This window comes from Lysobacter soli, assembly GCF_009755585.1.
GTDB classification, from domain to species: Bacteria; Pseudomonadota; Gammaproteobacteria; order Xanthomonadales; family Xanthomonadaceae; genus Lysobacter_J; species Lysobacter_J soli.
The window spans coordinates 3,042,417-3,067,144 of record NZ_CP046603.1 but is presented as its reverse complement, the minus strand read 5'-3'; the positions used below and the strand labels follow the sequence as shown (position 1 = coordinate 3,067,144).

Sequence of the window (24,728 nt, the reverse complement as noted above, 5' to 3'; positions counted from 1 at the left end):
GCATGTATGTCCGGCCCCTGATCCGGTCTAGGCCGATCATGCCGGCTTGATCCAGTGGGCGCCAGTGCGACCCTTTTACCCGCCCCGCTGGAAATACTCGCGGACCTTGTCGGCCATTGGGCCCACGGCATCAACGGCGGTGCGAAGCTCGTCTTCCGTGACGTCCAAGGCCTTCGTCCAGTACCGGACCTCGTGCTCTTGGTTGACGTTGATGCGGGAGCGGTCTGGTTCACCCCGGTCCTTACTGCTGTCAGTCATGGCAAGCCCTCGATGGATCGTCGAGGCTAGCCCCTTGTCCGTAACCGCATTGCGACGGCCGCGTCACGCCCCCGCGGCGACGGCAGGCATATGCTCGAAGACCCGTTTCACGGTGACAATGATGAACGCGCCGGCTCAGACACTTCCCCCTGGATGGCGGGTCCAAGCCAGGGACGCCGACGCAGAAGGGCGCGCCTGGATATTCGTGACAGCCCCTGACGGGGCGAGCGCCGCCCTAAGCACCGAAGCTCCGTTAGCGATCGATGTGGTCACCCAGCTGGCAAGTGAACTGGGTGGGCCGGCCGGGCTAGAGGAGCCCTGAGGCAAGTTCTGCGGGCTAATCAATCACTTGGGCCGCTTCGAGCTGAACAAGCATGAACAAAGCCTGAATTTTCCGACGAACGGAACGATCTGGTTCATCAGTTGGGTTCCGCGGGGCGCAACCAGTTGTTACTGTTCGCCCCGAAGGCGGTACCGAGGCCTTCAGAGTTGCAACTTCCGGCCGTTCACGCTGTCGAGAGTCGTAGTTGGTTAGAAGGGGGTTGTTCGTTCACGGCGGTCCATCCGGGCCGAGCGAACATGGGGTAGGCCAATGCGACAATACGTCGCGCAGCCGATGGAGTGAACTTATGAAGATTGGCGCCGAAGAATAAAGCCGCTAAGTTATTTCGAAGGGCCCGAGAGGGCCCTTCTGCTTGAGGGGGAGAGGGAAAATGGAGCACGTGTTCAAGGACTTGAAGGTGTCGCAGGCCTGGGCGTGGATCGCCCTGATTGTTTGCGGCGTACTTCTCGCAGCGCTAATTTTCAGCCCGGTTCTAACGCCGCAAGCTCGGGGGGGGCTAGCGATTGCCGCGTACCTCGCGCTCGCGATCTACTTCTGGCCGTGCTTGTTGGCGGCGGCCCACAAGGATCACCGGCACCTTTTGACTGTCGTCATATGGTCTTTCGTACTCGTAATCCTGGGGATTGCGACTTCCTTCTACTCGTTCTTCGCCATTGCTGGCGATGAACATGTTAAGTACGACAAGCTGTTGAATGTGGTGCCAGTCTTTGTCGCGATTTGGGCTGCTGCAGTCGGCTGGCTAATCCACTTCAAGCTCACGAGTAAGGCGCATCGGACCAATAACGCCTTCGCGATCATCATGGAGACGCGGAAGAGCAGCGAGTTCTTGAAGCGAGCCGAGCTGGTGAGCAGGCACTTCCCGCCAGGAACCCGTACGATTCCGAAGGAGTATCACGAGTACTTCGATCCAGGCTCCCTGAAAAAGCTGCTGGACGATAAGGCCGCGGGACGACCCGTAGCCGACGCGGATCTTGAAAAAGCGGAAGCGATCGCCTCTTTGAAGTACATCCTGAACTATTACGAGTTCATGGCCGTGGGCATTCGAGTGGGGGACCTCGACGAAACCCTCGTCTTCGACACGATCAGCAACCACGTAGTGAAGCTCTTCGAGCGATCGACGGCGTTCGTCAACTACAACGTGAATCCCGACAACAACGGGAGCCACCCCAAGACCTACTGTGACCTTCGGGATTTGGTCCAAGGTTGGAAGACAAAGGCGGCAATCGCGGGAGGGTGACCGGATGGGTGACCCCAAACTGACCCCGCCGCGCTGCTAAGCACCTGATTTCACAAGATCGGGAAACGATCCTAGCTACCTCGTTAGTCCTTGTCCCCGTTGATCTTCCCTGACCTTGACATGGTAGGGGTCACAGGTTCGAACCCTGTACCGCCCACCACTACACAGTGGTTTCGAACGGCGCGATCCTCACGGGTTGCGCCGTTTTTCTTCGCGGCGTCCGCGTCGCGATCGCCGGCGTTGACTTGGCCGGCTGCAGCCCCAACACTTTCGTCAGGCCGGGTGCATCGCCCGGAACACGAACGAAGGTGGCCCGCGGCAAACCGCCGGCCGAGCGTGCGACATGAGCACTACCACCGCCCACTGCTGAACGCCCTCGACGCCCCTTCCAGACGGCGCCGCGGCGCCGTTTTTCGTTTCAGCCAATGCTCTTCCCCCCGCGCAGCCCTTCCGGCGGCGCCGACATCAACACAGCCAGCCGCGCACCGCGCGCCCGCATCCCATGATCGCCATCACGCTCCCCGACGGCAGCCGCCGCGAGTTCGAAAACCCCGTTTCCGTGGCCGAAGTGGCCGCATCCATCGGCGCCGGCCTGGCGAAGGCCGCGCTCGCCGGCAAGGTCGACGGCAAACTTGTCGACACGAGCTACCGCATCGGCAACGACGCCTCGCTCGAGATCGTCACCGACAAGCATCCCGACGCGCTCGACGTCCTGCGTCATTCCACCGCGCACCTGCTGGCGCAGGCCGTGCAGCGCCTGTATCCGGGCGCGCAGGTCACCATCGGTCCGGTGATCGACAACGGCTTCTACTACGACTTCGCGTACGAGCGCCCGTTCACGCCCGAAGACCTGCCGGCCATCGAGGCCGAGATGCAGAAGATCGTCAAGGAATCGCTCCCCGTCGCGCGCAGCGTGAAGTCGCGCGACGACGCGGTGGCGTTCTTCCGCGGGCTGGGTGAGGCGTACAAGGCCGAGATCATCGAATCGATCCCGGCCAACGAAGACCTCTCGCTCTACAGCCAAGGCGAATTCACCGACCTGTGCCGCGGCCCGCACGTGCCGTCCACGGACAAGCTGCGCGCGTTCAAGCTGATGAAGGTCGCCGGCGCGTACTGGCGCGGCGATTCCAACAACCAGATGCTGAGCCGCATCTACGGCACCTCGTGGCTCAACGACAAGGACCTCAAGGCGTACCTGACGCAGCTGGAGGAAGCCGAGAAGCGCGACCACCGCAAGATCGCCAAGGCGCAGGACCTGTTCCACCTGCAGGAAGAAGGCCCCGGCCTGATCTTCTGGCATCCGAAGGGCTGGTCGATCTGGCAGGTCGTCGAGCAGTACATGCGCCGCGTGTACCGCGAGACGGGCTATGGCGAAGTGCGCTGCCCGCAGATCCTCGACGTGTCGCTGTGGCAGAAGTCCGGCCACTGGGACAACTACAAGGACAATATGTTCTTCACCGAGTCCGAGAAGCGGACCTACGCGCTGAAGCCCATGAACTGCCCCGGCCACGTGCAGGTGTTCAACCAGGGCCTGCACAGCTACCGCGACCTGCCGATCCGTTACGGCGAGTTCGGCGCGTGCCATCGCAACGAACCCTCGGGCGCGCTGCACGGCATCCTGCGCGTGCGCGGCTTCACGCAGGACGACGGCCACATCTTCTGCACCGAGGACCAGATCGAGTCCGAAGTGCGCGCCTTCCACGAGCAGGCGCTCAAGGTCTACGGCGATTTCGGCTTCACCGACATCCAGATCAAGATCGCGCTGCGGCCGGATTCCCGCCTGGGCGACGACGCCACGTGGGACAAGGCTGAGAACGCGCTGCGTTCGGCGCTCAGTGCTGCCGGCGTGGAGTGGCAGGAGCTGCCGGGCGAGGGCGCCTTCTACGGCCCGAAGATCGAATACCACCTGCAGGACGCCATCGGCCGCACCTGGCAGCTGGGCACGATGCAGGTGGATTTCATGATGCCCGGCCGCCTCGGCGCCGAGTACGTCGACGAGCACAGCCAGCGCCGCCACCCGGTGATGCTGCACCGGGCCATCGTCGGCTCGATGGAGCGCTTCATCGGCATCCTGATCGAGCATCACGCCGGGCAGTTCCCGGCATGGCTGGCCCCGGTCCAGGCCGTGGTCATGAACATCACCGACGCCCAGGCCGATTACGTCGAAGAGATCCGGAAATCCCTTGCAAATCAAGGCTTCCGGGTCCATTCCGATTTGCGCAACGAGAAGATCGGCTATAAGATCCGCGAGCACACGCTGCAGCGGGTGCCTTACCTGCTGGTGATCGGCGACCGCGAGAAGGAAAACGGCCAGATCGCCGTCCGGACGCGGGGAGGGGAGGATCTGGGGACGATGTCCGTCGCCGATTTCGCCTCGCGTTTGCGCAGTGAGGGCGTACAGTAACGCCTGCAGCCTGACATGACTCCGGCCGCCCCCGGTGGCCGGCACGTTCCAAACCGGAGATTGCAACATCAGTACCCCCGAGAAGCCGAATCGCAAGAACCAGGAAATCCGCGTACCGCGCGTGCGCGTGATCGGCAGCGATGGCGAAATGATCGGCGTGCTTTCGCGCGACGAAGCCCTGCGCATGGCCGAAGACGAGGGCCTGGATCTGGTGGAGATCCAGCCCAATGCCGATCCGCCGGTCTGCAAGATCATGGACTTCGGCAAGTTCCGCTTCGAAATGCAGAAGAAGGCCAACGAGGCCAAGAAGAAGACCAAGCAGGTCGAGATCAAGGAACTCAAGTTCCGCCCCGTGACCGACGAGGGCGACTACCAGATCAAGCTGCGCAACATGCGCCGCTTCCTGGAAGAGGGCGACAAGGTCAAGGTGAACATCCGCTTCCGTGGCCGCGAGATGAGCCACCAGGAGCTGGGCCGCGAGATGGCCGCACGCATCGAGGCCGACCTGGGCGACGACATCGTCATCGAGTCGCGCCCGCGCCTTGAAGGCCGCCAGATGGTCATGATGATCGCGCCGAAGAAGAAGAGCTGAGGCGTTGCTGTTCGAACGGGCCGCGCAATGCGGCCCGTTTTCGTTGGGGAGGGGGAGATCGTGAAGAAGAACGACCTGCTGCGCGCAGTGCTGGCGGTTACGTGCGTGTGGATGCTCACCGCCGCCAGTTGGCCCACCCGTTTGCCCGCGCCTTCCCGGGCGCCAGCCCGCGCCTACACGCTGGTCGACAAACGCGATCCGAAATCGCTGAAGTCCGGCTTCGAGTCGCTGATGATCACCAACTGCGCGTACGGGATCATGCGGCTGGGAGACAACGACATCGACCCGCACCTGACGGTGCTGCTCGATGACGCCCTGGCTGCCCGCTTCGGCGATCGGCTCGCCGGAAAGCAGATCACGCTGGACGGCTTCGCAGTCCACCTCAACAACGCGCTGGCGCTGCGCAACCAGATGACGTCGATGTACGGCGGTCTGGTCGACACGCTGATGAACAAGAAGAAGGTCGGCTGCGCGGCCGAGGACCTAAGCGGCGGCTATACGGTGGGCGAGGTGCAGCCGGGTATGGCCCCCATCATCGCCGCCGTCAGCGTCCATATGGACGGAAAGACGTACTTCGGCCGGGGCATCGTTGAAGCCAAGGTGCCGGCGCCGCCGCGCAAGAAGGCCGAGCAGTCCGCCAAGGACGCCTGGAATGCGTCGGTCGCCGCCGCGGTGGCGCAGGCGCTCGCCGATCTTGCCGACAAGCTGGAGGCCGGCCTGGCGCCCGGAGCCGTGGCGGAGGCGCCACTAACGCCCTGAATTGCAAAGGTTTCCAGTTGTCTGCATAATGGCCGGCCCGGCTCGCCGGGATTTGCAGTTCGTTGTATCAGGAACCTGTCGTGATCCTTTCCGGATCAACGACTTACAAGCCGGCACGGGCAGGACGGAAAGAGTGGTTGCGTCTACATCAGGCGCGCATGCCACCGCCCAGGCCAGTCATCGAAATCCGAAAGGACATCGCAATGCCCAAGATCAAGACCAATCGGGCGGCGGCCAAGCGCTTCCGGAAGACCGCTTCCGGCAAGTACAAGTGCGGCCACGCCAACAAGAGCCACATCCTCACCAAGAAGGCGACCAAGCGGAAGCGCAACCTGCGGCAGACGAACCACGTTCGTGCCGAGGACGCTGGCCGTCTCGATCGCATGCTGCCGTATCTCTGAGGAGGGCTGAACAATGGCACGAGTTAAGCGTGGCGTGCAGGCGCGCCGCCGTCACAAGAAGATCCTGAAGCAGGCCAAGGGCTACTACCACGCCCGTCGCAAGGTTTTCCGCGTCGCCAAGCAGGCGGTCACGAAGGCCCTGCAGTACGCCTACATCGGTCGCAAGCAGAAGAAGCGCAATTTCCGTTCGCTGTGGATCACCCGCATCAATGCGGCGGCCCGCATCAACGGCCTGAGCTACAGCCGCTTCATCAACGGCCTGATGAAGGCCGGCATCACCCTCGACCGCAAGGTGCTGGCGGACATCGCCGTGCACGACGCGCAGGGTTTTGCGGCGCTGGCAGAGAAGGCGAAGAGCGCGCTCGCGGCGTAAGTTGCTCGCACCACCACGTCGACCCAAGGTCGGCGTCGGGCGGATGCACAACGCAATACACGCATGGGGAAGGGCGCAAGTCCTTCCCCATGTTTCGTTTTGGGCGCCCGTATCACGAATCGCGCGCCGGTCCCGCCAGGGCCGCGCGTTCGGCTGATGGCGGTGAACGACGGGCTTCAACGCAACACAACGATCGAAAAGGTTCGGCAGCACATGACCGGAATCGAATCACTGACGCAGCAGGCGCTGGCCGATATCGCCGCGGCGGAAACGCCGGACGCGATCGAAGCCCTGCGAGTCTCCCTGCTGGGCAAGAACGGCAGCGTCACCGCGCAGCTCAAGCAGCTCGGCGCGTTGCCCCCCGACCAGCGCAAGACCGCCGGCGAGGCGATCAACAAGGCGCGTGACGAACTCACCGCTGCACTTGGCGAACGCCGCACCGTGCTCGACGCCGCCGCGCTCGATGCGCGCCTGTCCTCGGAAAGCGTCGACGTCACGCTGCCCGGCATCGATGCGGCGCGCGGCGGTCTGCATCCGGTCAGCCGCACGATGGAGCGCATCGCCGACATCTTCGGCCGCCTGGGCTTCGAGCTCAGCAACGGTCCGGAGATCGAGGACGACTGGCACAACTTCGAAGCGCTGAACTTCCCGCCGCATCATCCGGCGCGTGCGATGCACGACACGTTCTACTTCGGCGACGGCCGCCTGCTGCGCACGCACACCTCCGGCGTGCAGGTGCGCTACATGCAGGAACACCAGCCGCCGCTACGCATGATCGCGCTGGGCAAGGTGTACCGCAGCGACAGCGACCAGACGCACACGCCGATGTTCCACCAGTGCGAAGGCCTGCTCGTCGACGAGCACGCGAGCTTCGCCGACCTCAAGGGCACGCTGGCCGAATTCGTGCGCGCATTCTTCGAGCGCGACTTCGAAATGCGCTTCCGCCCGAGCTATTTCCCCTTCACCGAACCGTCGGCCGAAGTGGACATCGCCTGGCAGCAGCCCGACGGCTCCACGCGCTGGCTGGAAGTGCTCGGCTGCGGCATGGTGCATCCGAACGTGCTGCGCAACGTCGGCATCGATCCGGAGAAGTACACCGGCTACGCCTTCGGCCTGGGCGTGGAGCGCTTCGCGATGCTGCGTTACGGCGTCGACGACCTGCGCAGCTTCTTCGACAACGACGTGCGTTTCCTGAAGCAGTTCGCCTGACCTGTCGCGTCCCGGATAGACACGAATGAAATTCTCCGAAAACTGGCTCCGCCACCACGTTCCGACCACTGCCACGCGCGATGAACTCGCTGCGACGCTGACCGCGATCGGCCTGGAAGTCGAGGAGGTCACGCCGCTGGGCGACTCGCTCGACGGCGTGGTCGTGGCGCGCATCCTCAGCGCGACGCGTCATCCCGAAGCCGACCGCCTGCAGGTGTGCGAAGTCGACACCGGCAACGGCACCGTGCAGATCGTCTGCGGCGCGCCGAACGCGCGCGCGGGCCTGGTCGCGCCGCTGGCGACGGTCGGGGCAACGTTGCCCGGCGGCATCGCGATCAAGGCCGCGAAACTGCGCGGCGTGGAATCCTTCGGCATGCTGTGTTCGGCGAAGGAACTGGGCGTGGATCCCGATGCGTCCGGCCTGCTCGAACTGCCCGACGACGCGCCGGTCGGCACGCCGCTCGCGCAGTACCTCGGCCTGCCGGATGCCAGCATCGAGATCAAGCTGACGCCCAACCGCGCCGACTGCTTCAGCGTGCGCGGCATCGCGTTCGATGTCGCCGCCGCGCTCGGTGGGGAAGTGAAGCCGCTCGATGCCGCGCCCGTTGCGGCAGGCAGCGATGCGGCGATGCGTGTCGAACTCGACGCCGGCCCGCGCGTGCCGCGCTTCGCCGGTCGAGTGATCGACGGCGTCGACGCCACCGTCTCCACGCCGGCGTGGATGGCCGAATGCCTGCGTCGCAGCGGCGTGCGCCCGATCAGCTTCCTCGTGGACGTCACGCAGTACGTGATGCTCGAACTCGGCCAGCCGATGCACGCCTTCGACAAGGACACGCTGGAAGGCGACGTCGTCGTGCGCCCGGCGCGCGCTGGCGAAGCGCTCAAGCTGCTCGATGGTCGCACGGTCGAACTCGACGACGATTTCCTCGTCGTGTCCGACAGCCGTGGCGGCAAGGCCGCGCGTGCGGTGGCGCTGGGCGGCATCATGGGCGGCTTCGATACACGCGTGACCGACGCCACGCGCAACGTGTTCCTCGAAGCGGCGCACTGGGTTCCCTCGGCGATCATCGGGCGCAGCCGCAAGCTCGGCCTGCACACCGACGCCGGTCATCGTTTTGAACGCGGCGTCGATCCGGAACTGCCGCGCATCGCCGTGGAATACGCGACGAAGCTGATCGTCGACATCGCCGGCGGCGTGCCGGGTCCGACGGTCGACGTCACGCTGGCCGAGCACCTGCGCGCGCCGCAACCGATCGTGCTGCGTCGCGCGCGACTGGCGCGCGTGCTTGGCCTGACCGTTGCCGACGCGGAAGTCGAGCGCATCCTGCGTGCGCTGGGCCTGCAGGTCGAATCGCTGGCCGATGGCTGGCGCGTCGTGCCGCCGAGCCGCCGCTTCGATCTGGAGATCGAGGAAGACCTCATCGAGGAAATCGCGCGCATCCACGGCTATGACGCGATCCCGACCACGCTGCCGGCCGGTGCCGCGCGCCTGGTCGCGCCGAGCGAAACGCGCGTCGACGAATCGACCGCGCGTCGTCACCTGGCCTCGCGCGACTTCCTGGAAGCGGTGAACTACGCGTTCGTCGACGCCGACCTGCTGTCGAAGTGGAGCCTCACCGACGGCAGCGTACCGCTGGCCAATCCGCTCAGCGGCGAGTTGGGCGTCATGCGCACCGCGCTGCTGCCGGGTCTGGTTGCTGCGCTCGCGCGCAACGCCGCGCGTCAGCAGCCGCGCGTGCGTCTGTTCGAACTGGGCAACGTGTTCCGCGACAACCCGGGCGAGGCGCCGATCGAGACCGGCCGCATCGCCGCGGCCGCGTGTGGCGACGTGCATGCGGAGCAGTGGGGGATCGCCGCGCGCCCCATCGGTTTCCACGACCTGAAGGGCGATCTGGACAGCCTCGCCGCATTGGCGGGCGCGACGCTCGAGTACCGCGCCTCGCAGCCCGCGTGGGCGCACCCCGGCCGTTCGGCCGACGTGTACCGCGACGGCGTGCGCCTGGGCTGGATCGGCCAGTTGCATCCGCGCCTGCAGCGCGCGCTGGAGCTGGATGTCGACGTGGTCGCGTTCGAGCTCGACGTCGCGCCCCTGTTCAGCCGCGCGGTGCCGCGCGCCGCTGCGCTGTCGAAGTATCCGTCCGTCCGCCGGGACCTCGCGTTCGTCGTCCCGGAAACCGTGGAATGGGCGGCGATCGAGCGGGCCGTGAAGGCGGCCGCGGGCCCGTTCCTGCGCGATCTGGTGCTGTTCGATCGCTACCAGGGCAAGGGCGTTGAACCGGGTTTCAAAAGTCTTGCTATGGGCTTGATTCTGCAGGATGAATCGCGCACCCTGACTGACCGTGACGTCGATACCGCAGTGGCTTCGGTGACCGGCGCGCTGCAGCGGGAGTACGGGGCAACGATCCGCGGCTGAGGTTGAGGAAGCAACGATGGCATTGACCAAGGCCGAGATGGCCGAACGCCTGTTCGACGAAGTCGGGCTGAACAAGCGAGAGGCGAAGGAATTCGTGGACGCGTTCTTCGACGCGCTGCGCGAGGCGCTGGAGCACGGTCGCCAGGTGAAGCTTTCCGGTTTCGGCAACTTCGATCTGCGGCGCAAGAACCAGCGCCCGGGGCGCAACCCGAAGACCGGCGAGGAGATCCCGATCTCCGCCCGTACCGTGGTGACCTTCCGCCCCGGCCAGAAACTGAAGGAACGCGTGGAAGCCTATTCCGGAGCTGAGCATGCTTGACCCCGGCAGCAATCGCGAACTCCCGCCGATCCCGGCCAAGCGCTACTTCACCATCGGTGAGGTGAGCGAACTGTGCGACGTCAAGCCGCACGTGCTGCGCTATTGGGAAACCGAGTTCCCGATGCTCAACCCGGTCAAGCGCCGCGGCAACCGTCGCTACTACCAGCGCCACGAAGTGCTGATGGTGCGCCAGATCCGCGGCCTGCTGTACGAGCAGGGCTACACCATCGGTGGCGCGCGCCTGCGCCTGGAAGGCGAAACGGCGAAGGACGAGTCCGCGCTGAGTTCGCAGATCATCCGCCAGGTGCGGATGGAGCTGGAAGAAGTCCTGCAGTTGCTGCGGCGCTGAGTTCCGCGCGCCGCCGCGGTGGCCGCGGCGAGGTTCCACCGTTATACTTGCCGCCCGCTCGCAAGGGCGGCACACGCAATACGTCGGGGCGTAGCGCAGCCTGGTAGCGCATCTGCCTGGGGGGCAGAGGGTCGTCGGTTCGAATCCGGCCGTCCCGACCATCTTGCGAATCTGGTGTTCTTCCACGCGCGAATCCGCGCCGCATGCCGCACCGGCAGGAAGGGAAGAAGCCGATCACGATCGAAGCGGAGATCGCCGCCACGTGCGGCGGTTGGCGCTCCTGCGTGCGTCGGTCCTTCTTCCGGTCGCGCGTGGGCTGGCCGAATGCCGCTTGAATGACCTTTCCCGACATCGCGTCCACTGTCTCCGCTAGCGCCCATGGCGTTGGGCAGATTGGCGCGTACGGCGATGGCGTTCCGAACGGACGGTAAGCGCGGCACGTGACTGCTACGGGACACCGCGTTCGTCGCGCGGCGGCGGCCTCACAGCTCCTTGCGTGCAACGTCGATGACAGCCCATCACATCGACCGGTTGAGTTCGCTTCCGAACGCGCCGCAGCACCAGCGTTCACGCACATTGGCTCGCCAATTCCGCGCAACGACTTCACGTCGCGCGATTCTCTCGATCGCCTAACACAGCGAAAATCGCAGTCAGAAACCTGAAGAATTCACCGTGCTGAACCATTCGGCGCAATTTTGTTGAGCTAAACCACAAATACGCAAAGTCGCTTCGCTTGTTCAGCACTGTCACGATGGTGTGACGCTAAGGTGCGTTCCAGTCACGAACATGATCGTGACGTGATGACCAAGCGAAGACAGTGTGAATGCATTCGGTTCTTCGCTTCGTCTCCGTGCTGTTCAGTAATCACTCCCGGAAACGAACGTGAACGATCACCGTGCTTTGAATGCGGCCACCATGCCGCGCCGCCAATTCATCCAGAAGACGCTTCTCCTTTCGGTGCCGCCGATCCTCGGCCTCACCGGCATCGGCAAGGTGTTCGCCGCGGGCTCGACCACCGCCCTCACGTGGACGCCGCCGACGCGCGCACGCGGCACCGCCGTGCTGAGCGTGAAGAACTACGGCGCCGCCGGCGACGGCGTGCGCGACGACACCGCGTCGTTCCAGGCCGCGATCAACGCGTTGCCCGCGACCGGTGGCACCGTGCAGGTGCCGGCCGGGACCTACCTGATCGACCCCACCGTGAATGTGCGCCTGCGCAGCAGCATGCACCTGCAACTGGATCCCGACGCGATCCTCAAGGCCAAGCCGAACGCCGCCGAGCGCGCGTATGTGCTGATGGTGATGCAGGTCAACGACGTGGAGATTTCCGGTGGCCGCATCATCGGCGACCGCGATGCCCACCTGGGCACGACCGGCGAATGGGGTCACGGCATCATGATCCGCGGTTCCAACCGCGTGACGGTGCGCGACATCCACGTTTCCAACGGCTGGGGCGACGGCATCTCCATTGGTGGCGCGGCGCAGCCGACCGGCGTGGTTCCGTGCGTCGACGTGGCGATCTCCAACATCGTGTGCACCAACAACCGTCGCCAGGGCTTGACGATCGGCTGCTCGCGCAACGTGAAGGTCTACGACAGCGAGTTCAGCGACTCCAATGGCATCGCGCCGCAATGCGGCATCGACATCGAGCCGGACGCCAACGACCTGCGTACGACCGATACCGTGCATATCCAGAACTGCCTGATCCGCAACAACAAGGGCAACGGCATCCTGGTGTACAAGCGCGTCAAGGGCGTGACCGTGAAGTCGTGCACGATGGAATACAACGGCGGCTACGGCCTGCTGACCGTCGGTGCGAATTCGGGATACGTCGCGCAGAACCGCTTCCAGCACAACGCGCTGTGCGGCCTGATGTTCAGCTCGACGACCGACGCGTACCAGGCCAGCGGCAACGTGTTCCGCAACAACTACACCAAGACCATCGGCCTCAACACCGTGATCAACCCGCTGGTGACGATGACCGGCATCCTCCCTGGCACGATGCCGCGGGGCAACGATCCGCACATCCAGAAATCCAGCACGGCCACCAACATCCGCGTGACGACGAACCAATACGCGATGTAAGCGATCCTCGTCGAGTCACGACGCTCGAACTTGATCCGCCGCTGTGCATATAGCGGCGGATTTTTTTTCGGCGGCTTATTTCGACGGGGGCGACGTCGTCTTCTTGCGCGCCTTCTTCGTCGTGTTCAGCGCGACGGCCGCGCGGATGAGGGCCTTCAATGCGGCTTCGTCGATCTCGTCGCCTTCATGCAGGTCGATCGCGCGCCGCGCGTTGCCGTCCAGGCTCGAATTGAACAGCCCCGCCGGGTCATCGAGCGACGCGCCCTTCGCGAAGGTCAGCTTGACGTGCTGCTTGTAGCTCTCGCCGGTGCAGATGATGCCGTCGTGCGACCACACCGGCACGCCGCGCCATTTCACTTCTTCGACGACGTCCGGGTCGGCCTGGTGGATCAGCTTTCGCACGCGCGCCAGCGTCTTGCCGCGCCAGTCGCCCAGTTGCGCGATGCGTTCATCGATCAGATGCGAGGCGTCTTCGGTGCCCGCATCCGTGCTGCCGTTTCCGTTGGACTTCTTCATGGTCGATCGCCTGGTATTGCGTGAGGGGCGGCGTTACATCTTCTCGCCCGGGAGCTTGCTGGCCTGCTTCAGCCACGTCGCGAAGCGCGCTTCGTGAACGGGCTCGTCTTCGTGGATGTCGAGGTAACGCACGTGCGCCATCTTCGACTCGCCCGGCGGCATCGGCTTGAGCGATGCGCCGCGGAAGAACGACACCTTGATGTAGCGCGTGTAGCAGTGCACGCCGAGGAACCAGCCTTCGTCACCGGGCGCACCATACAGCGGCGAGTTCCACTTCACGGCCTTGCGCACGCCGGGAATGGTCTTCTCGATGAGCGTGTCGAGGCGACGCCACACGTCGCGCTTCCAGCCGGGCATCGCGTCGATGTACGCCTGCACCGGCGCGTCGCCGTAGCCTTTGGGGATCTGGGGATTGCCGCCTGAAAGCAGCGTTGGCGCTGTCTTCTTCGCGACGGCTTTGGCCGCTTTCGTCTTCGCAGGCTTCTTCGTGGTCGCCGTGCGGGCGACCTTCTTGGAGGCGGGCTGCTTCGCCGCGCCTGCCGCCTTCCTTGGGGTCGTCGTCGTACCGGGCATCACGGCGCGTCCTGTCGATCATCGGGACGACGGTGGTTTCGCGTCGCACCTGCGGGGTCGCGGCGGAGGATAGCACTGGCTGGAAATGGGCCGCCCATGAAAGGCGGCTGCGGATCGACCGGCATACGCCTTCAGGCCGCGTGGCCGAAACACGCCGCTCAGGAAAGCGCCAGCGCCTCTCTCCCAACGAAGGCGCTTTCCCGAGCCGGCTCGTCGGCGAAAGCTCCAATGACGAACGGGGCGTTGCAGGCGTAGCCCTGCAGGATGCCTTCGCGGTTCACGACGTCGAAACCGACGGCGAGGCGTTCCTGCCACAACGCATTTCGTTCTGCCGACTTCTCCATCTCCTGCCCCTCAAGCGGTCAAGGGGCGCAATCTCCGGGATGCGCGGTGAGGAGGCGGTGAAGTCGGCGCCCCATGCATCCCGATCACGCCGGAGGCTCAGACAGGTTGGGATCGTTCGACGACACGCGACGGCATGTGCGCGCGTGCAGGATCGGAGGACGCCTTACTCCAGCGCCTCGTCATCCAGCCCCGGCGGAACCTCGCCCGGCAGGCGCAGTTCGAATGTCGAGCCTTCGCCCGCGCCGGCGCTGTGGGCGGTGAGGGTGCCCCCGTGCAGACGCGTGAGGCTGCGTGCCAGCGCCAACCCGATGCCCAGGCCGCCTTCGTGCCGCTCCGGCGTGGACTCGGCCTGCGCGAACAGCTCGAACACCCGCGACAGCAGCTCGGGTTCGATGCCGACGCCGTTGTCGCGCACGCGCAGCAGCACGTCGCTGGCCTGGCGTTCGATCTCCAGCGCGACCGTGCCGTTGGGCGGCGTGTACTTGGCGGCGTTGTTCAGCAGGTTCGAGAGGATCTGCGTGAGGCGCGAACGGTCGGCCCACAGCTCCACGCCGTGGGTGCGGTCGGCGAGGCTGAAGCGGTGGCCGCGACGCGTCATCAGCGGCATCGTCTGTTCGATCGCCGCATCGACGATCTCCGACAGCCGCACCCGACGCCGCTTGAGCGAGGTGAGCCCGCGCGTCACCCGCGAGACGTCCATCAGGTCCTCCACCAGGTTGCCCATGTGGATGGCCTGGCGGTCGATGATCTCGCTGGCCTGCAGCACGTTCTGGACGCTGTCGGGCGCCATCTTCAGCAACTGCGCAGCCGTGGCGATGGGCGCGAGCGGGTTGCGCAGCTCGTGCGCGAGCATCGCCAGGAAGTGGTCCTTCTGGCGATCCGCCGAACGCAGCGCATCCTGGCTGCGCTCTAGCATCTCCTGCACGCGCTTCTGGTCCTGGATGTCCGTGCAGGTGCCCATCCACCGCACGATCAAACCCGACGCATCGCGCATCGGCAACGCGCGGCCGAGCACCCAGCGGTATTCGCCGGTGTGGAAGCGCATGCGGTATTCGATGTCGTACGGCTCACCGGTGGCAAGGCTGCGACGCCACAACGCCCAGGCGCGATCGCGATCGTCCGGGTGCAGCGGCTCGTCCCACTCGTGACCACGCGTGGCGCCTTCAGGCAAGCCGGTGAAGTCGTACCAGCGCTGGTTGCAGTAATCGATCTCGCCATTCCCACGCGCCGACCAGACCATCTGCGGGACGAGGTTGGCGATGGTGCGGAAACGCCCCTCGCTCTCGCGCAGGGCCGACAACGCGGCCTCGCGACCGGTGACGTCGGCGCCCTGCACGAAGATGCCTTCGATGCGGCCGTGCGAATCGCGCACCGGCTGGTAGATGAAGTCGACGAAGAGCGTGCGCTCCTCCCCGCCGGCGTCCCGCAGGATCACCGGCATCCCGCGGCCGACGAAGGGATTTCCGGTTTCGCGCACCTGATCGAGCAGTTCGAAGAAGCCCTGGTCCCTGAGCTCCGGCAACACTTCGCGCAGCGGAACGCCGATGAAATCGCGGCGGCCGATCAATCGTTCGTACGCTTCGTTGGCCAGGTCGAACACGTTGTCCGGTCCGCGCAGCACCGCCATGAAGCCCGGCGCCTGTTCGAACAGGTCGGTGAGGAAGGCCTGCCGCGCCGACAGCCGCGCGTTGTCGCGCTGCACCGCCGCCGCGCGCGAGAGCACGCCTTCGGACATCTGTTCGGCGGTGAGCCCGGTGGCTTCGCGCGCGCGGCGTACTTCCTCGCGCAGTCGATGCACTTCGGTGACGTCGGTGGTGTGCTGCATCACCGCCACGACATTGCCGTCGTCGTCGCGCAGCGGCGTGTGCGTGGCGCTCCAGTAGCGGACATCGACGATGCGGCCTTCGGGCGTGTCGGATCCGATCGCGTAGGGAATCAGCGCGAGCACGTCGCGCTCGCCGGTGGCGAACGCGCGTTCGAGCGAGGCGCGCAACACGTCGGCCTGCGGGCTGCCGTCGTCGTTGGTGGCACCGGGAAACACGTCGAACAGGGCGCGCCCGAGCAGCTGCGCGCGCGACAGCCCCGTCAGCAGTTCGTAGGCGTGGTTCGCCTCGACGAAGCGCATCTGCCGGTCCAGCACCATGTACGCGTTCGGCGAGTGCTGGAAGAGGCGATCGAACTGGATGGACACGAGGAGCTCCCTGGGCTGGCGCCAAGTATCCACTACCGGTGTGCAGGAAACGCGGCAGGGCTAGGATGCGCCGATGAATCCGACCGCGTTGCGCCTGATCGACGAACTGCAACTCTCGCCGCATCCCGAGGGCGGGCACTACCGGCGCGTGTACGCCTCGTCGATCTTCGTCGAGCACGGCGGCCACCTGCGCCCGGCGCTGACGGCGATCCACTTCCTGCTCGCGCAGGGCGAAGCGAGCCGCTGGCATCGCGTGGATGCCGACGAAACCTGGCACTGGCAGGACGGCGGGCCGCTGGAGCTGCAGGAGTTCGACGCCGCGACCGGCGAGCTGGCGACCGTGCGGCTGGACAGCGCCGCACGAGGCGGCCCGGCGATGCACGTCGTGCGCGCGGGACGCTGGCAGGCGGCGCGGCCGTTGGCGGCGTATACGCTGGTCGCCTGCACGGTGGCGCCGGGGTTCGTGTGGGAGGGCTTCGCGATGCTCGATCCGGGCAGCGAGATCACCGACGCGCTGCGCAGTGCCGGCGCGTGGTCACCGGACTGAACGGAACTCGCGCACGCGCCTGAAGGTCCCAAGCCAGGCAAGCGCACCACGTCGTTCAGCCAGGCGCGTCCCGTCGCGCCATTCGGACAAGGAATTCAGATGCGTCGTAGAAACGTCAGCTGGCCTTTGGGAATGCTTGTGTCGGTGGCCGCCGTCGGCATCGCCTCAGCGCAAACCGCGCCTTCGTCATCCGACGACACATTGCCGCCGATCCGCGATCTCGCTCCGCTCGTGGTCAGCGGCATCCAGCCGGGTCCCGGCTTGTGGAAGGTGCGCAAGGGCGACCACACGCTATGGGTGCTCGGCACCGTGTCGCCGCTGCCGCGCCGCATGGAGTGGGAATCGCGCGAGGTCGAGCTGGTGCTGTCGAACTCGCAGGAACTGATCGAACCGCCCGGCGTGCACATCGACGCGGACCTGGGGTTCTTCGGGAAGCTCGCGCTCGCGCCGAAGGCCTTCGGCGCGCGGCGGAACCCGGACGGGCAGACCTTGCAGGACGTCGTGCCGCCGGACATGTACGCGCGATGGCTGGTGCTCAAGGGCAAGTACATGGGAAGCGACCGCGGCGTGGAAACCTACCGGCCGATCCTCGCCGCGATGGAGCTGTACCAGGAGGCCATCGAGGACGTCGGGCTGAAGCAGGGCGGGGTGGTGTGGCCGGTCGTCGAGAAGATCGCGAAGCGCCACAAGGTGCCGCGCACCGAAACGACGGTGAAGGTGATGATCGAAGACCCCAAGGTCGCACTGAAGGAACTGCGCAGCGCGCGGCTGGAAGACCTCGACTGCTTCGCCAAGACGCTGCAGCGGCTGGAATCTGACCTGGGCACGATGCGCGAGCGCGCCAACGCGTGGGCCGTCGGCGACCTGGCTTCGCTCAAGGCGCTGCCCTATACCGACCAGAACGAGGCCTGCCTGCGCGCCGCCGCGCAATCGGACGTGCTGCGCAAGCGCACGAGCGACATAGAGGCGCAGGTCGCCACGCGCTGGTTGGGCGCAGCCGAGGCGGCGCTGGCGAAGAACACGAACACCTTCGCCGTACTGCCGATGCGCGAGCTGCTGCGGCCGGACGGCTTCGTGGCGCGATTGAAGGCGAAGGGCTACGCGGTGGAGGAACCGCAGCCGCCGGGGGCGCAGGACGTTCCCGAGGCAGGGACGCAGACGCCCTGAAGTGCGGCAGTTGCCTGCGCGCGCTGCCGTAAACGACCCTTCTCCCGCTTGCGGGAGAAGGTGCCGGCAGGCGGATGAGGGCTAAGGCAAGCGAGGCGCCGCGGCGCCGTACGCCCTCACCCCAACCCCTCTCCCGCAGGCGGGAGAGGGGCTCGAAAACGGAAGGTCTTACGCCAGGACTTCGCGCGGCTGTGGTAGCCAGGGCAACCCACGCGCACCCGGGTATCTTCAAAAAGGCGGGCCCTCAGCCCGCCGCGCTCACCGCGACATTCGGTCGACCCAGCTCCGGCCAGCGCTTCAGAACCGACGCGCGAATTCCCGCGACGTCGAGGCCCGCTTCGGCCAGCAGTTGTTCGCGGCTGGCGTGGTGCTGGAAGGCGTCCGGCAGGCCCAGGTGCAGGATCGGCAGCGTGATGCCTTCGGCGGCCAGCAGTTCGGCCACGCCGGAACCCGCACCGCCCGCAACGACGTTGTCCTCGATCGTCACGAAGCCCGCGTGCGAACGCGTGAGTTCGAGCACGAGCGCGCGGTCCAGCGGCTTCACGAAGCGCATGTTGACCACGGTGAGGCCCAGTTCGGCGCCGACGGCTTCGGCGGCTGCCGTGACGGCACCGAACGCCAGCAGCGCCAGCTTGGAGCCGTCGCGACGCACTTCGGCGCGACCGATCGGCAGCGTGTCCAGCGTGGGCAGCACGGCGACGCCCGGGCCGGTGCCACGCGGATAACGCACGGCGGCCGGACCTTCGTAGTGGTAGCCGGTGCTCAGCATCTGCCGGCATTCGTTCTCGTCGGCTGGCGCCATCACCACCATGTTCGGCACGCAGCGCAGGTAGCTCAGGTCGAGGTTACCGCCGTGCGTGGCGCCGTCCGGACCGACCACGCCGCCGCGATCGATCGCGAACAGCACGTCGAGGTTCTGGATCGCCACGTCGTGCACGAGCTGGTCGTAGCCGCGCTGCAGGAACGTGGAATAGATGGCGACCACCGGCTTGGCGCCTTCGCACGCCATGCCGGCGGCGAGCGTCACCGCGTGCTGCTCGGCGATGGCGACGTCGAAATAGCGCTGCGGGTACTCGCGGCTGAAACGCACCAGGCCGGAGCCTTCGCGCATCGCCGGCGTGATGCCCTGCAGGCGCGGTTCGGCCGCGGCCATGTCGCACAGCCAGTCGCCGAAGACGTCGGTGTACGTCGGCTTCTTCGCGCCCGGCTTGCTGATCAGGCCCTTCTCGGGATCGAACGGACCGACGGCGTGGTAGCCGATCTGGTCGCCTTCGGCGAGCTCGTAGCCCTTGCCCTTGGTCGTGATGATGTGGAGCAGCTGCGGGCCCTTCAGGCCCTTGAGCGTCTTCAGCGCGGAGAGCAGGGCGGGCAGGTCGTGGCCATCGATCGGGCCGGTGTAGTGGAAGCCCATTTCCTCGAACAGCGTGGACGGCACGAACATGCCCTTCCAGTGTTCTTCCCAGCGCTTGACGAATTTCGCCGCCGGCTTGTTCTTGTCGCCCAGCAGACGCTTGCCGCCTTCGCGGATCGCGTTGAGCGTGCGGCTGCCGGTGAGGCGCCCGAGCATCTGCGTGAGGCCGCCGACGTTCTCGGAAATCGACATCTGGTTGTCGTTGAGGATCACCAGCAGGTTCGGCTCCGGATCCATGCCGCCGCCGTGGTTCAGCGCTTCGAACGCCATGCCGGCGGTCATCGCGCCGTCGCCGATCACCGCCACGACCTTGCGGTCGTCGCCCAGCTGCTGCAGCGCGATCGCCATGCCCAGCGCGGCGGAGATCGACGTGGACGAATGGCCCACGCCGAAGGTGTCGTATTCGCTTTCCTCGCGCTTGGGGAACGGCGCGACGCCGTCGGCCTGCTTGACGGTATGGATGATGTCGCGGCGACCGGTCAGGATCTTGTGCGGATACGTCTGGTGGCCGACGTCCCACACCAGGCGGTCCACCGGCGTCTCGTACAGCCAGTGCAGCGCGACGGTCAGTTCGATCACGCCCAGGCCCGCGCCGAAGTGGCCGCCGACGAGGGCGACCTGTTCGATCAGGTAAGCGCGCAGTTCGTCGGCGATCGCGGACAGTTCCTCTTCGGGGAACTGGCGCAGGTCGGCGGGGACCTGGATTCGGGACAGGCGCGGATAACGTTGCGGGTCGATCATCACGACGGGGTCAGGCGACAAGTTCTCCATTGTCCCGCCGTCGTCCGGGGCGGGCAAGGATCGACCCCGATCGCTTCACGACGCCCTGTTCAGTCGCCAGCGCGAACGACGCCGGCGAAGCGCGCTGGAATCAGCGACCGCGCAGGCGTCCGAACAGGCCGCTGCCGGCCTTGCCCGGATCGACCGGCTCGGGGTCGCGCTCGACCTCGGCGAAACCCGTGGCGAGATTGGCGTTGATGAAGTCGGCCACTTCGGCCTGCGTGACGCCGCTGGCTTCGGCGATTTCCGACACCAGCGACGGGCCCTTCATCATCACCGTGGCGATGCGGAAGTGCTTGGGGTATTCGCGCTCGGTCTGCGGCCATTTCACCATCAGGTAGCGGCGTGCCGGATCGTGTTCCGACGCAAGCGAACCCTTTCCGGCGAGCAGGTTGCCGAACCACACCAGTCGCGACAGCGGCATCGCAGCGCCCAGTCGCGCGCTTTCGCTGGCCCAGGTCGCGGCATCGACGGGCACGAATTCGCTCGAATCCAGCTTTCCTTCGAAATGCGCGGCCAGTGGCTTGAGCGCCGCCGGGCCGTGGTAGACGCGCTGCTCCACATCGATCAGCAGGCCATCGGTCGCGCTGCGAAGGCGGACGCGGCCCTTCAGGCGGTCGTTGACGATCCAGTCCAGCAGCGAGCCTTCGACGATCGACGACGCCGGACGCGCGGCGACCGGCTCGGCAGCGGCGGGAGTTTCGACGGGCGCTTCGACGACGGGCTTTTCGACGACGGGTGCGGCTGCGACCGGCGCGGGTGCGGGAGCCTGGGCGGGCGCAGGTTCCGGTGCCGGCGCGGGCGTCGCAGCCACCGGCGTGGGCGTGGGCGCGACAGGCGCAGGCGCAGCCGGAGCCGGAGCCGGAGCCGGCTTCGGTTCCGGCGCGGCGGGTGCTTCGATCGTCACGCCGGCCTGCGTGGCGATCTCGCGGAGCAGGTTGGCGACCGTGTTTGCGTCGAACGGCTGGCCCAGGCGGAAATCGGCCTGCGTGCGCTGCGCGGCGGTCAGCGCGACCACGCTCTTGCCGGCGGCGTGCAGGCGCAGCCAGCTCATCGGGCCGTACATGCTGTCCATGTCGACGATGACGTATTCGGCGTCGGCGTCGGGCACGAGGCTCCACGCATTGCCCATGCGGCTGTTGGCCGCCTGTATGGCTGCCTGCAGGGCGGACTCCGTGTTCGGGTCCATGCCGGTCAGGCCGAGGGTCAGGCGCATCGTGAATCCGTCGTGAATTTGCAATGGATGGCGAGTGTCGTGGACGCCCTGACGGTCGTCAACGCGCGCAGAGCGTCGCATCTGAACGTTTTATGTCAGCTGACCGGTAGCCGGAAGCGCGACCCCGTCAAAACGCCAACGCCATCACGCGCTGCGTCCCGTCTTCGCGGATTCACGCCTGCATGCGCGCGTTCTTCGGCAGATGGCTCCGGAGGAAGGCCATCTGGTCGGCGAGGATGTTGCGGTTGGACAGGATCAGGTGCTCGACCCAGCTCGGCCGGTACGGCACGGCCAGCAGCGGCATGCCCGCCTGCTGCGGCGTGCGGTTGCCCTTTCGCGAATTGCAGTGGAAGCAGGCGGCGACCACGTTCTCCCAGAGGTCGCGCCCGCCCTTGGAAACGGGGATGACGTGATCGCGCGTGAGGTGCGGGCGGCTGAAGTCGTGGCCGCAGTACATGCACAGGTAGCCGTCGCGGGCGAACAGCGCGGCGTTGGTCAGCGCGGGCGTGGGGTCGAGTGCATGGGCGCGCGCGTGGCTGCGCGCGGCGACGATCGGATGCAGTTCGATCACGCTCTGCTCGCCGGTGAAACGGCTGATGCCGCCGTGCACCTGCAGGCAGGGATCGCCCAGCGTCCAGGCGACCGCACCGCGTACATAAAGACAGGTTGCGTCCTGCCAGCTCATCCAGTCGAGGACGCGGCCGTGCGCATCCAGCGAGAGCAGTCGGACCGAATTCAGTCGGTCTATCGCGCCACGAGGCACGAAGGGAGCGGACACCGGATCCAGATCGGTTCCAGTTCGGACCAGGCGCAGATTCGCTCTATCGGTCTCCATTGGGAAACCAGCTTATACGCCATTGTTTACGTTTTGTGTACATGCGACCTGCGCGGTTTGTTATCGCGCAGGTCGCATTTGGCTCAAACCGCCTCGACGGCCAGCTCCGGCAGCCCGGCCACGCCGCTTTCGATCGCGGCCGAATGCGTGAGCGTGCGCGGCAGGATCCGCGCAAAATAGAAGCGTGCGGTCGCGCGCTTGTCGTCCTTGAACGCCTGCGGGTGCGTCGACGCATCGGCCGCCGCCACGCTGCGCGCCCACCAGTAGGCGAGCACCGCATAGCCGGAGTACATCAGGTAATCGAACGACGCCGCGCCGATTTCGTCGGCGTTGCCGGCTGCGCGCTGGCCGATCTGCATCGTCATCTGCTGCCAGCGCGTGGCGGTTTCGCGCAGCGGGCCCACGAATTCGGCCAGCGATTCGTTGCCCGCATTCTCTTCGCAGAACGCGTGCACGCGGGCGAGGAACGCCTTCAAGCCCGCGCCCTTCATCGCGAGAATCTTGCGGCCCAGCAGGTCGAGCGCCTGGATGCCGGTCGTACCCTCGTACAGCGTGGTGATGCGGGCATCGCGCGCGAGCTGCTCCATGCCGTGCTCCGCGATGTAGCCGTGGCCACCGAAGCACTGCAGCGCGTTGTACGTGCATTCCACGCCCCACTCGGTGAGGCAGGCCTTGACGATCGGCGTGAGGAAACCCGCCTGCGCGTCGGCCAGTTCGCGTTCGGCGGCGTCATTCGAACTGGCCGCGATGTCGCCCTGCATCGCCGCGTCGTAACCCATCAGGCGGCCGCCTTCGATCAGCGCCTTGCAGGTCAGCAGCATGCGACGCACGTCGGGATGCACGATGATCGGATCGGCCGGCTTGTCGGGGAACTTCGCGCCGGACAGCGCGCGCATCTGCAGGCGTTCGCGCGAATAACGCAGCGCATTCTGCAACGCGCGTTCGGACAGGCCGAGACCTTGCAAACCGACGCCAAGGCGCGCGGAGTTCATCATGGTGAACATCCCCATGAGCCCCTTGTGCGGCGCGCCCACCAGATAGCCCTGCGCGCCATCGAAGTTCATCACGCACGTGGCCGAACCGTGGATGCCCATCTTGTGTTCGAGGCTGCCGCAGCGCACGGCGTTGCGCTCGCCGGTCGAACCGTCCTGCGCCACGCGTTCGCGCGGCACGACGAACAGCGAAATGCCCTTGCTTCCAGCCGGCGCATCGGGAAGGCGCGCCAGCACCAGGTGCACGATGTTGTCGGTGAAATCGTGCTCGCCGGCGGTGATGAAGATCTTCGTGCCCGTGATCGAATAGCTGCCGTCGCCGTTGGGCTCCGCGCGCGTCTTCAGCAGGCCGAGGTCGCTGCCGCAATGCGGTTCGGTCAGGCACATCGTGCCGGTCCAGCGGCCTTCGACCAGCGGCTTGAGGAACGCTTCCTGCTGCCAGGCCTCGCCGTGATGCAGCAGCGCTTCGATCGCTCCGTGCGAGAGCAGCGGGAAGTTGCCCCACGCAAGATTCGCCGCGTCGATCATTTCCTTCAGCGGCACGCCGACCAACTGCGGCAGGCCCTGTCCGCCGAACTGCACCGGCGAGGTCAGGCCCGCCCATCCGCCATCGACGAACTGCGCGTACGCCTGACGGAAACCGGTCGGCGTGGTCACTGCACCGGTGGACACGTCGAGCCTGCAGCCTTCGCTATCCCCCACCGGATTGAGCGGCGCGAGCACCGTCTCGGTGAAGCGACCGGCTTCGTCGAGCACGGCGTCGAGCACGTCGCGCGGGGCGTCGGTGAAACCCAGGCGCTGGAACTGCGCTTCGGCGTCGAGGACATCGAACAGCGCGAAGCGCATGTCGGCGAGGGGGGCTTTGTAACTGCTCATGAAGGATTCCGTGCGGGACGCGCTGCGGCGGTCGATAAGAAAGAAGGGCGGGGCGATCAGCGCAGGACGCCGGGCAAACCCGGGGCGGGGCTGAGCACGCCGTTGCGGTCGAGGTCGAAGCTGCGCTGCTTGCCTTCGTCCGGCGTGGCGTCGATGCGCCCGCTGAGCGAATACGCCAGGCTGCGGCCCGAGGCGAGCGCGTCGGCCGCGGCGAACTTGCCGGCGGCATCGGGCATCACGGTGACGGTGATGACGTCGGCCGACTCCGGTCCGATCGTCAGGTTCGGCTGTGCGCGCAGGCGGCCGGTCTCGGCATCGGCAACCTTGACGGCCAGGTCGACGTTCCCGAACCGCATCGGGATGCTGCTGAAGTTCTCGATGCGCAGCTCCGTCGACCAGCTGCCGTCGGCGCGGACGGTGAGTTGCTGGATGCGTGCGGAGGGCTCGGAGACGCGGCGGACGGGTCCACTGGAACAACCGGCCAGAAGCAGCGCAAGCAAGGCCAGTCCGGTCCAACGTGTCCAGTGCATCGCCTTC

Annotated in this window: 23 protein-coding genes and 1 tRNA gene; 14 read left to right on the top strand and 10 right to left on the bottom strand. The window is 66.3% G+C overall.

The features are described from left to right. Positions 1-75: 75 nt before the first annotated feature. Positions 76-258, bottom strand: a complete 183-nt coding sequence (locus tag GOY17_RS13970; RefSeq protein WP_157030854.1) for a DUF3606 domain-containing protein — start codon at positions 256-258, stop codon at positions 76-78. 713 nt (positions 259-971) lie between these two features. On the opposite strand from GOY17_RS13970, the gene GOY17_RS13965 reads away from it, so the two are divergent. From GOY17_RS13965 to GOY17_RS13910, 12 genes are all read left to right on the top strand, one after another. Further along, positions 972-1,838, top strand: coding sequence for a DUF4760 domain-containing protein (locus tag GOY17_RS13965; protein WP_157030853.1), 867 nt, complete (start codon positions 972-974; stop codon positions 1,836-1,838). 502 nt (positions 1,839-2,340) lie between these two features. Beyond that, on the top strand, positions 2,341-4,242 hold the full coding sequence (gene thrS, locus GOY17_RS13960) for a threonine--tRNA ligase (protein WP_115842436.1): 1,902 nt from the start codon (positions 2,341-2,343) through the stop codon (positions 4,240-4,242). A 67-nt stretch (positions 4,243-4,309) separates the two neighbouring features. Continuing rightward, positions 4,310-4,834: a translation initiation factor IF-3 gene (gene infC / locus GOY17_RS13955; protein ID WP_232338614.1), complete on the top strand. Its 525-nt coding sequence runs from the start codon at positions 4,310-4,312 to the stop codon at positions 4,832-4,834. A 60-nt stretch (positions 4,835-4,894) separates the two neighbouring features. Continuing rightward, positions 4,895-5,593: a hypothetical protein gene (locus GOY17_RS13950; protein ID WP_157030852.1), complete on the top strand. Its 699-nt coding sequence runs from the start codon at positions 4,895-4,897 to the stop codon at positions 5,591-5,593. A gap of 203 nt (positions 5,594-5,796) precedes the next feature. Then, a complete protein-coding gene (gene rpmI, locus GOY17_RS13945) occupies positions 5,797-5,994 on the top strand; it encodes a 50S ribosomal protein L35 (protein WP_027083463.1) in 198 nt (65 codons plus the stop codon). Between the two features lie 13 nt (positions 5,995-6,007). After that, positions 6,008-6,367 (top strand): 50S ribosomal protein L20, encoded by a 360-nt coding sequence (gene rplT / locus GOY17_RS13940; protein WP_115842434.1) that lies wholly within the window; start codon positions 6,008-6,010, stop codon positions 6,365-6,367. A gap of 213 nt (positions 6,368-6,580) precedes the next feature. Then, positions 6,581-7,576 (top strand): phenylalanine--tRNA ligase subunit alpha, encoded by a 996-nt coding sequence (pheS, locus tag GOY17_RS13935; RefSeq protein ID WP_157030851.1) that lies wholly within the window; start codon positions 6,581-6,583, stop codon positions 7,574-7,576. Between the two features lie 25 nt (positions 7,577-7,601). After that, complete coding sequence (gene pheT, locus GOY17_RS13930; protein ID WP_157030850.1) at positions 7,602-9,989, top strand: phenylalanine--tRNA ligase subunit beta; 2,388 nt, start codon at positions 7,602-7,604, stop codon at positions 9,987-9,989. Positions 9,990-10,005: 16 nt separating this feature from the next. Then, positions 10,006-10,308 (top strand): integration host factor subunit alpha, encoded by a 303-nt coding sequence (gene ihfA / locus GOY17_RS13925; RefSeq protein ID WP_115842431.1) that lies wholly within the window; start codon positions 10,006-10,008, stop codon positions 10,306-10,308. Continuing rightward, positions 10,301-10,657 carry a MerR family transcriptional regulator gene (locus tag GOY17_RS13920; protein WP_115842430.1) on the top strand — a complete coding sequence of 119 codons (357 nt, stop codon included), beginning with the start codon at positions 10,301-10,303 and terminating at the stop codon, positions 10,655-10,657. The genes ihfA and GOY17_RS13920 overlap by 8 nt, the downstream gene beginning before the upstream one ends. Before the next feature lie 84 nt (positions 10,658-10,741). Further along, positions 10,742-10,818, top strand: a tRNA-Pro gene (locus GOY17_RS13915). A gap of 754 nt (positions 10,819-11,572) precedes the next feature. Beyond that, positions 11,573-12,742 carry a right-handed parallel beta-helix repeat-containing protein gene (locus tag GOY17_RS13910; protein WP_157030849.1) on the top strand — a complete coding sequence of 390 codons (1,170 nt, stop codon included), beginning with the start codon at positions 11,573-11,575 and terminating at the stop codon, positions 12,740-12,742. 75 nt (positions 12,743-12,817) lie between these two features. Here GOY17_RS13910 and GOY17_RS13905 read toward each other — a convergent pair whose 3' ends face one another. The 4 genes from GOY17_RS13905 to GOY17_RS13890 form a co-directional block, all read right to left on the bottom strand. Continuing rightward, on the bottom strand, positions 12,818-13,258 hold the full coding sequence (locus GOY17_RS13905; RefSeq protein ID WP_157030848.1) for a DUF1801 domain-containing protein: 441 nt from the start codon (positions 13,256-13,258) through the stop codon (positions 12,818-12,820). Positions 13,259-13,291: 33 nt separating this feature from the next. Beyond that, positions 13,292-13,831, bottom strand: a complete 540-nt coding sequence (locus GOY17_RS18970) for a DUF1801 domain-containing protein (protein WP_157030847.1) — start codon at positions 13,829-13,831, stop codon at positions 13,292-13,294. Between the two features lie 158 nt (positions 13,832-13,989). Further along, positions 13,990-14,175, bottom strand: coding sequence for a hypothetical protein (locus tag GOY17_RS13895; RefSeq protein WP_115842426.1), 186 nt, complete (start codon positions 14,173-14,175; stop codon positions 13,990-13,992). Positions 14,176-14,339: 164 nt separating this feature from the next. Beyond that, entirely contained in the window at positions 14,340-16,367 is a 2,028-nt protein-coding gene (locus tag GOY17_RS13890; RefSeq protein WP_157030846.1) for a PAS domain-containing sensor histidine kinase, read from the bottom strand. A gap of 73 nt (positions 16,368-16,440) precedes the next feature. Here GOY17_RS13890 and GOY17_RS13885 point away from each other — a divergent pair, with 73 nt between their 5' ends. Together GOY17_RS13885 and GOY17_RS13880 are read left to right on the top strand one after the other, a co-directional pair. After that, a complete protein-coding gene (locus GOY17_RS13885) occupies positions 16,441-16,914 on the top strand; it encodes a cupin domain-containing protein (protein ID WP_157030845.1) in 474 nt (157 codons plus the stop codon). Positions 16,915-17,013: 99 nt separating this feature from the next. Then, positions 17,014-18,081 carry a TraB/GumN family protein gene (locus GOY17_RS13880; RefSeq protein WP_157030844.1) on the top strand — a complete coding sequence of 356 codons (1,068 nt, stop codon included), beginning with the start codon at positions 17,014-17,016 and terminating at the stop codon, positions 18,079-18,081. 244 nt (positions 18,082-18,325) lie between these two features. Here GOY17_RS13880 and dxs read toward each other — a convergent pair whose 3' ends face one another. The 5 genes from dxs to GOY17_RS13855 form a co-directional block, all read right to left on the bottom strand. Continuing rightward, positions 18,326-20,233 (bottom strand): 1-deoxy-D-xylulose-5-phosphate synthase, encoded by a 1,908-nt coding sequence (gene dxs / locus GOY17_RS13875; protein WP_157031737.1) that lies wholly within the window; start codon positions 20,231-20,233, stop codon positions 18,326-18,328. Between the two features lie 130 nt (positions 20,234-20,363). Then, complete coding sequence (locus GOY17_RS18815; RefSeq protein WP_198173689.1) at positions 20,364-21,488, bottom strand: hypothetical protein; 1,125 nt, start codon at positions 21,486-21,488, stop codon at positions 20,364-20,366. A gap of 172 nt (positions 21,489-21,660) precedes the next feature. After that, positions 21,661-22,323 (bottom strand): HNH endonuclease, encoded by a 663-nt coding sequence (locus GOY17_RS13865; protein WP_157030843.1) that lies wholly within the window; start codon positions 22,321-22,323, stop codon positions 21,661-21,663. A gap of 83 nt (positions 22,324-22,406) precedes the next feature. Further along, positions 22,407-24,191, bottom strand: coding sequence for an acyl-CoA dehydrogenase C-terminal domain-containing protein (locus tag GOY17_RS13860; RefSeq protein WP_157030842.1), 1,785 nt, complete (start codon positions 24,189-24,191; stop codon positions 22,407-22,409). Positions 24,192-24,247: 56 nt separating this feature from the next. After that, positions 24,248-24,721 carry an LEA/WHy family protein gene (locus tag GOY17_RS13855; protein WP_157031736.1) on the bottom strand — a complete coding sequence of 158 codons (474 nt, stop codon included), beginning with the start codon at positions 24,719-24,721 and terminating at the stop codon, positions 24,248-24,250. Positions 24,722-24,728 lie beyond the last annotated feature (7 nt).

What these genes read in the sequence shown, in the direction of transcription:
- GOY17_RS13970 (WP_157030854.1), bottom strand. Translation starts at nt 258, where the DNA reads ATGACTGACAGCAGTAAGGACCGGGGTGAACCAGACCGCTCCCGCATC.
- GOY17_RS13965 (WP_157030853.1), top strand. Translation starts at nt 972, where the DNA reads ATGGAGCACGTGTTCAAGGACTTGAAGGTGTCGCAGGCCTGGGCGTGG.
- thrS (WP_115842436.1), top strand. Translation starts at nt 2,341, where the DNA reads ATGATCGCCATCACGCTCCCCGACGGCAGCCGCCGCGAGTTCGAAAAC.
- rpmI (WP_027083463.1), top strand. Translation starts at nt 5,797, where the DNA reads ATGCCCAAGATCAAGACCAATCGGGCGGCGGCCAAGCGCTTCCGGAAG.
- rplT (WP_115842434.1), top strand. Translation starts at nt 6,008, where the DNA reads ATGGCACGAGTTAAGCGTGGCGTGCAGGCGCGCCGCCGTCACAAGAAG.
- pheS (WP_157030851.1), top strand. Translation starts at nt 6,581, where the DNA reads ATGACCGGAATCGAATCACTGACGCAGCAGGCGCTGGCCGATATCGCC.
- pheT (WP_157030850.1), top strand. Translation starts at nt 7,602, where the DNA reads ATGAAATTCTCCGAAAACTGGCTCCGCCACCACGTTCCGACCACTGCC.
- ihfA (WP_115842431.1), top strand. Translation starts at nt 10,006, where the DNA reads ATGGCATTGACCAAGGCCGAGATGGCCGAACGCCTGTTCGACGAAGTC.
- GOY17_RS13920 (WP_115842430.1), top strand. Translation starts at nt 10,301, where the DNA reads ATGCTTGACCCCGGCAGCAATCGCGAACTCCCGCCGATCCCGGCCAAG.
- GOY17_RS13910 (WP_157030849.1), top strand. Translation starts at nt 11,573, where the DNA reads ATGCCGCGCCGCCAATTCATCCAGAAGACGCTTCTCCTTTCGGTGCCG.
- GOY17_RS13905 (WP_157030848.1), bottom strand. Translation starts at nt 13,258, where the DNA reads ATGAAGAAGTCCAACGGAAACGGCAGCACGGATGCGGGCACCGAAGAC.
- GOY17_RS18970 (WP_157030847.1), bottom strand. Translation starts at nt 13,831, where the DNA reads ATGCCCGGTACGACGACGACCCCAAGGAAGGCGGCAGGCGCGGCGAAG.
- GOY17_RS13895 (WP_115842426.1), bottom strand. Translation starts at nt 14,175, where the DNA reads ATGGAGAAGTCGGCAGAACGAAATGCGTTGTGGCAGGAACGCCTCGCC.
- GOY17_RS13885 (WP_157030845.1), top strand. Translation starts at nt 16,441, where the DNA reads ATGAATCCGACCGCGTTGCGCCTGATCGACGAACTGCAACTCTCGCCG.
- GOY17_RS13880 (WP_157030844.1), top strand. Translation starts at nt 17,014, where the DNA reads ATGCGTCGTAGAAACGTCAGCTGGCCTTTGGGAATGCTTGTGTCGGTG.
- dxs (WP_157031737.1), bottom strand. Translation starts at nt 20,233, where the DNA reads ATGATCGACCCGCAACGTTATCCGCGCCTGTCCCGAATCCAGGTCCCC.
- GOY17_RS18815 (WP_198173689.1), bottom strand. Translation starts at nt 21,488, where the DNA reads ATGCGCCTGACCCTCGGCCTGACCGGCATGGACCCGAACACGGAGTCC.
- GOY17_RS13865 (WP_157030843.1), bottom strand. Translation starts at nt 22,323, where the DNA reads ATGGAGACCGATAGAGCGAATCTGCGCCTGGTCCGAACTGGAACCGAT.
- GOY17_RS13860 (WP_157030842.1), bottom strand. Translation starts at nt 24,191, where the DNA reads ATGAGCAGTTACAAAGCCCCCCTCGCCGACATGCGCTTCGCGCTGTTC.
- GOY17_RS13855 (WP_157031736.1), bottom strand. Translation starts at nt 24,721, where the DNA reads ATGCACTGGACACGTTGGACCGGACTGGCCTTGCTTGCGCTGCTTCTG.